Below are 8,297 nucleotides of genomic sequence, written 5' to 3'. Positions count from 1 at the left end.
GACGCCGCCGCCGCCGAGGAGCAGGACGAGTTCGACGTCATCCTCGAGGGTGCCGGCGACAAGAAGATCCAGGTCATCAAGGTCGTGCGCGAGCTCACCTCCCTGGGCCTCAAGGAGGCCAAGGACCTCGTCGACGGCACCCCGAAGCCGGTCCTCGAGAAGGTCGCGAAGGACGTCGCCGAGAAGGCCGCCGAGTCCCTCAAGGCCGCCGGCGCCTCCGTCACGGTCAAGTAAGACCGTTTCGGCTCGCTGAGCTGACTCCTGCCCCCGTGTAACGCGGAGGCACCGAGAGGCGATCATCCATCTGGGTGGTCGCCTCTCGGCGTTCCCGGGAACGGGCGTGGCGGGGGTCCTGCGGGCCGCCGGAAGCGGAGTATGGTGATCTTCGCCGTGCGCCCCGCAGGCCGGCGGGTCTTGACGAACCGCACGCAGCGCGCAATTCTCAGGACGCGTCGTCACAACGATCCGTTTCCGAGGCATGGATCGACGGCGGAACGGGCAGTATCGAGGTGCGCCGCACGGCGCGAGGTACCGCGGAGATGAGAGCAACGAGGGTCGCGAAGAAGTCGCCCTGGACATCAGTGAGCCAAGTGGCTACACTGACCCTTTGCGCTGCCTGTTAGCTGCCCCCTGCCCGTCACCAGGGGCATACCTTCGCATCAACTTCGTGGACCGACCCCGTCTGACCTGGCCTTTTGGTCATCTCAGGAAAAGTCTGCCGTGAAGTGTTGCTGGGGACCGGTACGCGCGTAGTGAGTCCGAGCCCTCGGAAGGACCCCCTCTTGGCCGCCTCGCGCAACGCCTCGACCAATACGAACAACGGCGCAAGCACCGCCCCGCTGCGCATCTCCTTTGCAAAGATCAAGGAGCCCCTCGAGGTTCCGAACCTCCTCGCGCTGCAGACCGAGAGCTTTGACTGGCTGCTCGGCAACGCCGCCTGGAAGGCTCGCGTCGAGGCTGCCCTTGAGTCGGGACAGGACGTCCCCACGAAGTCCGGTCTGGAGGAGATCTTCGAGGAGATCTCCCCGATCGAGGACTTCTCCGGGTCGATGTCGCTGACCTTCCGCGACCACCGCTTCGAGCCGCCGAAGAACTCGATCGACGAGTGCAAGGACCGTGACTTCACGTACGGCGCCCCGCTCTTCGTCACGGCCGAGTTCACCAACAACGAGACCGGCGAGATCAAGTCCCAGACGGTCTTCATGGGCGACTTCCCGCTCATGACGAACAAGGGCACCTTCGTCATCAACGGCACCGAGCGTGTCGTGGTGTCGCAGCTGGTCCGTTCCCCCGGTGTCTACTTCGACTCCTCCATCGACAAGACGTCCGACAAGGACATCTTCTCCGCCAAGATCATCCCGTCCCGGGGTGCCTGGCTGGAGATGGAGATCGACAAGCGCGACCTGGTCGGTGTCCGCATCGACCGCAAGCGCAAGCAGTCCGTCACCGTGCTCCTGAAGGCCCTCGGCTGGACCACCGAGCAGATCCTGCAGGAGTTCGGCGAGTACGAGTCGATGCGCGCCACCCTGGAGAAGGACCACACCCAGGGCCAGGACGACGCGCTCCTTGACATCTACCGCAAGCTCCGTCCGGGCGAGCCGCCGACCCGTGAGGCCGCTCAGACGCTGCTCGAGAACCTCTACTTCAACCCGAAGCGCTACGACCTCGCGAAGGTCGGCCGCTACAAGGTGAACAAGAAGCTCGGCGCCGACGAGCCGCTGGACGCCGGTGTCCTCACCACCGACGACATCATCGCCACGATCAAGTACCTGGTGAAGCTCCACGCGGGCGAGACCGAGACGATCGGCGAGAACGGCAACGAGATCGTCGTCGAGACCGACGACATCGACCACTTCGGCAACCGTCGTCTGCGCAACGTCGGCGAGCTCATCCAGAACCAGGTCCGCACGGGTCTGGCTCGTATGGAGCGCGTCGTCCGCGAGCGCATGACGACCCAGGACGTCGAGGCGATCACGCCGCAGACCCTGATCAACATCCGGCCGGTCGTCGCCTCCATCAAGGAGTTCTTCGGCACCAGCCAGCTGTCGCAGTTCATGGACCAGAACAACCCGCTGTCCGGGCTGACGCACAAGCGTCGTCTGTCCGCGCTCGGCCCGGGTGGTCTCTCCCGTGAGCGGGCCGGCTTCGAGGTCCGAGACGTGCACCCGTCCCACTACGGACGCATGTGCCCGATCGAGACCCCCGAAGGCCCGAACATCGGTCTGATCGGTTCGCTCGCCTCGTACGGCCGCGTCAACGCGTTCGGCTTCATCGAGACGCCGTACCGCAAGGTCGTCGACGGCCGGGTCACCGACGAGGTCGACTACGTCACCGCCGACGAGGAGGACCGGTTCGTCATCGCGCAGGCCAACGCCGCGCTCGACGACGAGCTCCGCTTCTCCGAGAACCGCGTCCTGGTCCGCAAGCGTGGCGGCGAGGTCGACTACGTCGAGCCGTCGGACGTGGACTACATGGACGTCTCGCCGCGCCAGATGGTGTCGGTCGCGACCGCCATGATCCCGTTCCTCGAGCACGACGACGCCAACCGTGCCCTCATGGGCGCGAACATGATGCGTCAGGCCGTCCCGCTGATTAAGTCGGAGGCCCCGCTCGTCGGCACCGGCATGGAGTACCGCTGCGCCACCGACGCCGGCGACGTGCTCAAGGCCGAGAAGGACGGTGTCGTCCAGGAGCTGTCGGCCGACTACATCACGGTCGCCAACGACGACGGCACGTACATCACGTACCGCCTGCACAAGTTCTCCCGCTCCAACCAGGGCACCTCTGTGAACCAGAAGGTCGTCGTGGACGAGGGGCAGCGCGTCATCGAGGGCCAGGTCCTCGCCGACGGTCCTGCCACCGAAGACGGCGAGATGGCGCTCGGCAAGAACCTCCTCGTGGCGTTCATGCCGTGGGAGGGCCACAACTACGAGGACGCGATCATCCTGTCGCAGCGCCTCGTGCAGGACGACGTCCTCTCCTCGATCCACATCGAGGAGCACGAGGTCGACGCCCGTGACACCAAGCTCGGCCCCGAGGAGATCACCCGGGACATCCCGAACGTCTCCGAGGAGGTCCTCGCGGACCTCGACGAGCGCGGCATCATCCGCATCGGTGCCGAGGTCGTCGCCGGCGACATCCTGGTCGGCAAGGTCACCCCGAAGGGTGAGACCGAGCTGACCCCGGAGGAGCGCCTGCTCCGCGCGATCTTCGGTGAGAAGGCCCGTGAGGTCCGTGACACCTCGCTGAAGGTGCCGCACGGCGAGATCGGCAAGATCATCGGCGTTCGCGTCTTCGACCGCGAGGAGGGCGACGAGCTTCCCCCGGGCGTGAACCAGCTGGTCCGCGTCTACGTCGCCCAGAAGCGCAAGATCACCGATGGTGACAAGCTCGCCGGCCGTCACGGCAACAAGGGTGTCATCTCGAAGATCCTCCCGATCGAGGACATGCCGTTCCTCGAGGACGGCACCCCGGTCGACATCATCCTCAACCCGCTGGGTGTCCCGTCCCGAATGAACCCGGGACAGGTCCTGGAGATCCACCTCGGCTGGCTCGCCAGCCGCGGCTGGGACGTCTCCGGTCTCGCGGACGAGTGGGCGCAGCGCCTCCAGGCGATCGGCGCCGACCAGGTCGCCCCCGGCACCAACGTCGCGACCCCGGTCTTCGACGGTGCGCGTGAGGACGAGCTCGCGGGCCTGCTCCAGCACACCATCCCGAACCGCGACGGCGAGCGCATGGTGCTCCCGTCCGGCAAGGCGAGGCTGTTCGACGGCCGCTCCGGCGAGCCGTTCCCGGACCCGATCTCCGTCGGGTACATGTACATCCTCAAGCTCCACCACCTGGTCGACGACAAGCTGCACGCCCGCTCGACCGGCCCGTACTCGATGATCACCCAGCAGCCGCTGGGTGGTAAGGCCCAGTTCGGTGGTCAGCGCTTCGGTGAGATGGAGGTGTGGGCGCTGGAGGCTTACGGCGCCGCGTACGCCCTCCAGGAGCTGCTGACGATCAAGTCCGACGACGTGACCGGCCGCGTGAAGGTCTACGAGGCCATCGTCAAGGGCGAGAACATCCCTGAGCCCGGCATCCCCGAGTCCTTCAAGGTCCTCATCAAGGAGATGCAGTCCCTGTGCCTCAACGTGGAGGTGCTGTCCTCGGACGGCATGTCCATCGAGATGCGCGACACCGACGAGGACGTCTTCCGCGCAGCGGAGGAGCTCGGCATCGACCTGTCCCGGCGCGAGCCGAGCAGCGTCGAAGAGGTCTGACGGGAGTCCGGCGCGGGGACTCGGTGAAACACCGCCGAGTCCCCCCGCCGGCCCCAGGACCCCCGTATCAGACCCACAGCCTTACAACCCTGAGAGGGATTGACGCATAGTGCTCGACGTCAACTTCTTCGACGAGCTCCGGATCGGTCTGGCCACCGCTGACGACATCCGTCAGTGGAGCCACGGCGAGGTCAAGAAGCCGGAGACCATCAACTACCGCACCCTGAAGCCCGAGAAGGACGGACTCTTCTGCGAGAAGATCTTCGGTCCGACCCGGGACTGGGAGTGCTACTGCGGCAAGTACAAGCGCGTCCGCTTCAAGGGCATCATCTGTGAGCGGTGTGGCGTCGAGGTCACCCGCGCCAAGGTGCGCCGTGAGCGGATGGGCCACATCGAGCTGGCCGCCCCCGTCACGCACATCTGGTACTTCAAGGGCGTTCCGTCGCGCCTCGGCTACCTGCTCGACCTCGCCCCGAAGGACCTGGAGAAGGTCATCTACTTCGCGGCGTACATGATCACGTACGTCGACGACGAGCGCCGTACGCGTGACCTGCCCTCCCTGGAGGCGCACGTCTCCGTCGAGCGTCAGCAGATCGAGAACCGTCGCGACTCCGACCTGGAGGCCCGCGCCAAGAAGCTCGAGAACGACCTCGCCGAGCTGGAGGCCGAGGGCGCCAAGGCCGACGTGCGCCGCAAGGTGCGCGAGGGTGCCGAGCGCGAGATGAAGCAGCTGCGCGACCGCGCGCAGCGCGAGATCGACCGTCTGGACGAGGTCTGGTCGCGCTTCAAGAACCTCAAGGTCCAGGACCTGGAGGGCGACGAGCTCCTCTACCGCGAGCTGCGTGACCGCTTCGGCACGTACTTCGACGGCTCGATGGGTGCCGCGGCGCTGCAGAAGCGCCTGGAGTCCTTCGACCTGGAGGAGGAGGCCGAGCGCCTCCGCGAGATCATCCGTACCGGCAAGGGCCAGAAGAAGACCCGTGCGCTCAAGCGCCTCAAGGTCGTCTCCGCGTTCCTGCAGACGGCGAACAGCCCCAAGGGCATGGTCCTCGACTGCGTCCCGGTCATCCCGCCGGACCTGCGTCCGATGGTGCAGCTGGACGGTGGCCGCTTCGCGACCTCCGACCTGAACGACCTGTACCGCCGTGTGATCAACCGCAACAACCGTCTGAAGCGTCTGCTCGACCTCGGTGCCCCCGAGATCATCGTGAACAACGAGAAGCGGATGCTCCAGGAGGCGGTCGACGCCCTCTTCGACAACGGCCGTCGTGGCCGCCCGGTCACGGGCCCCGGCAACCGTCCGCTGAAGTCCCTCAGCGACATGCTGAAGGGCAAGCAGGGTCGATTCCGTCAGAACCTGCTCGGCAAGCGTGTGGACTACTCCGCGCGTTCCGTCATCGTCGTCGGCCCGCAGCTCAAGCTGCACCAGTGCGGTCTGCCCAAGGCCATGGCGCTGGAGCTCTTCAAGCCGTTCGTGATGAAGCGCCTGGTCGACCTGAACCACGCGCAGAACATCAAGTCGGCCAAGCGGATGGTCGAGCGCGGCCGCACGGTCGTGTACGACGTCCTCGAAGAGGTCATCGCCGAGCACCCGGTCCTGCTGAACCGTGCGCCCACGCTGCACCGCCTCGGCATCCAGGCCTTCGAGCCGCAGCTGGTCGAGGGCAAGGCCATCCAGATCCACCCGCTCGTCTGCACCGCGTTCAACGCGGACTTCGACGGTGACCAGATGGCCGTCCACCTGCCGCTCTCCGCGGAGGCGCAGGCCGAGGCCCGCATCCTGATGCTGTCCTCGAACAACATCCTCAAGCCCGCCGACGGCCGTCCGGTGACGATGCCGACCCAGGACATGGTCCTCGGTCTGTTCTTCCTCACCACCGACGGCGATCTCCGTGACACCAAGGGCGAGGGCCGCGCGTTCGGCTCCACGGCCGAGGCGATCATGGCGTTCGACGCCGGCGAGCTCGCGCTGCAGTCGCAGATCGAGATCCGCTTCCCGGTCGGCACCGTCGCTCCCCGTGGCTGGGTCCCCCCGGTCGCCGAGGAGGGCGAGCCGGAGTGGCAGCAGGGTGACTCGTTCCGTCTGAAGACCTCGCTGGGCCGCGCGCTCTTCAACGAGCTGCTGCCCGAGGACTACCCGTTCGTCGACTACTCCGTCGGCAAGAAGCAGCTCTCCGAGATCGTCAACGACCTCGCCGAGCGCTACCCCAAGGTCATCGTGGCGGCGACGCTCGACAACCTGAAGGCGGCGGGCTTCTACTGGGCGACCCGTTCCGGCGTCACCGTGGCCATCTCCGACGTCGTCGTTCCCGAGGCGAAGAAGGAGATCGTCAAGGGCTACGAGGCGCAGGACGAGAAGGTCCAGAAGCAGTACGAGCGCGGTCTGATCACCAAGGAAGAGCGCACGCAGGAGCTCATCGCGATCTGGACCAAGGCGACCAACGAGGTCGCCGAGGCGATGAACGCGAACTTCCCCAAGACGAACCCCATCTTCATGATGGTTGACTCGGGTGCCCGAGGAAACATGATGCAGATGCGGCAGATCGCCGGTATGCGTGGTCTGGTGTCGAACGCGAAGAACGAGACCATCCCGCGTCCCATCAAGGCGTCCTTCCGTGAGGGTCTCTCCGTCCTCGAGTACTTCATCTCGACGCACGGTGCCCGTAAGGGTCTCGCCGACACCGCCCTGCGTACCGCCGACTCGGGTTACCTGACCCGTCGTCTGGTGGACGTCTCGCAGGACGTGATCATCCGCGAGGAGGACTGTGGCACCGAGCGCGGTCTGAAGCTGCGGATCGCGGCCAAGGATGAGGCCGGTGTCCTGCGGAAGACGGACGACGTCGAGACCTCCGTGTACGCGCGGATGCTCGCCGAGGACGTCGTCGTCGACGGCAAGGTCATCGCGCCGGCCAACGTCGACCTGGGTGACGTGCTCATCGACGCCCTGGTCAACGCGGGCGTCGAGGAGGTCAAGACCCGTTCGGTCCTGACCTGTGAGTCCGCCGTCGGCACCTGTGCGTTCTGCTACGGCCGTTCGCTCGCCACCGGCAAGCTGGTCGACATCGGTGAGGCGGTCGGCATCATCGCCGCCCAGTCCATCGGTGAGCCCGGTACCCAGCTGACGATGCGTACCTTCCACACCGGTGGTGTGGCCGGTGACGACATCACCCAGGGTCTGCCCCGTGTCGTCGAGCTCTTCGAGGCGCGCCAGCCCAAGGGTGTCGCCCCGATCTCCGAGGCGGCCGGTCGCGTCCGCATCGAGGAGACCGAGAAGACCAAGAAGATCGTCGTCACCCCGGACGACGGCACCGACGAGACGGCCTACCCGATCTCGAAGCGTGCCCGTCTGCTCGTGGGCGAGGGCGACCACGTCGAGGTCGGCCAGAAGCTCACCGTGGGTGCCACCAACCCGCACGACGTGCTGCGCATCCTCGGTCAGCGTGCGGTCCAGGTCCACCTGGTCGGCGAAGTCCAGAAGGTCTACAACTCGCAGGGCGTGTCGATCCACGACAAGCACATCGAGATCATCATCCGGCAGATGCTGCGCCGCGTGACGATCATCGAGTCCGGCGACGCGGAGCTCCTCCCGGGCGAGCTGGTCGAGCGCTCGAAGTTCGAGCAGGAGAACCGTCGTGTGGTCACCGAGGGCGGTCACCCCGCCTCCGGCCGTCCGCAGCTGATGGGTATCACCAAGGCCTCGCTGGCGACGGAGTCCTGGCTGTCGGCCGCCTCCTTCCAGGAGACGACCCGAGTCCTGACGGACGCGGCGATCAACGCCAAGTCCGACAGCCTCATCGGCCTCAAGGAGAACGTCATCATCGGTAAGCTCATCCCGGCCGGTACGGGTCTGTCCCGCTACCGCAACATCCGGGTCGAGCCGACCGAGGAGGCCAAGGCCGCGATGTACTCGGCCGTCGGCTACGACGACATCGACTACTCGCCGTTCGGCTCGGGCTCCGGCCAGGCCGTTCCGCTGGAGGACTACGACTACGGTCCGTACAACCAGTAAGTAGTGCGTGACCGAAGGGCGGT

3 protein-coding genes are annotated in these 8,297 nt (G+C 66.3%); all 3 read left to right on the top strand.

What is annotated here, in order from left to right:
• A partial coding sequence (rplL, locus tag K7G60_RS21255; RefSeq protein WP_225802516.1) for a 50S ribosomal protein L7/L12 occupies positions 1 to 234 on the top strand: 234 nt, incomplete at its 5' end.
• Between the two features lie 548 nt (positions 235 to 782).
• Entirely contained in the window at positions 783 to 4,265 is a 3,483-nt protein-coding gene (rpoB, locus tag K7G60_RS21250) for a DNA-directed RNA polymerase subunit beta (RefSeq protein WP_225802515.1), read from the top strand.
• A 109-nt stretch (positions 4,266 to 4,374) separates the two neighbouring features.
• Complete coding sequence (locus K7G60_RS21245) at positions 4,375 to 8,274, top strand: DNA-directed RNA polymerase subunit beta' (protein WP_225802514.1); 3,900 nt, start codon at positions 4,375 to 4,377, stop codon at positions 8,272 to 8,274.
• Positions 8,275 to 8,297 lie beyond the last annotated feature (23 nt).

Source organism: Streptomyces sp. NK15101, from assembly GCF_020400725.1.
Taxonomy (GTDB): domain Bacteria; phylum Actinomycetota; class Actinomycetes; order Streptomycetales; family Streptomycetaceae; genus Streptomyces.
This window is presented reverse-complemented; position numbering and strand designations above follow the sequence as displayed.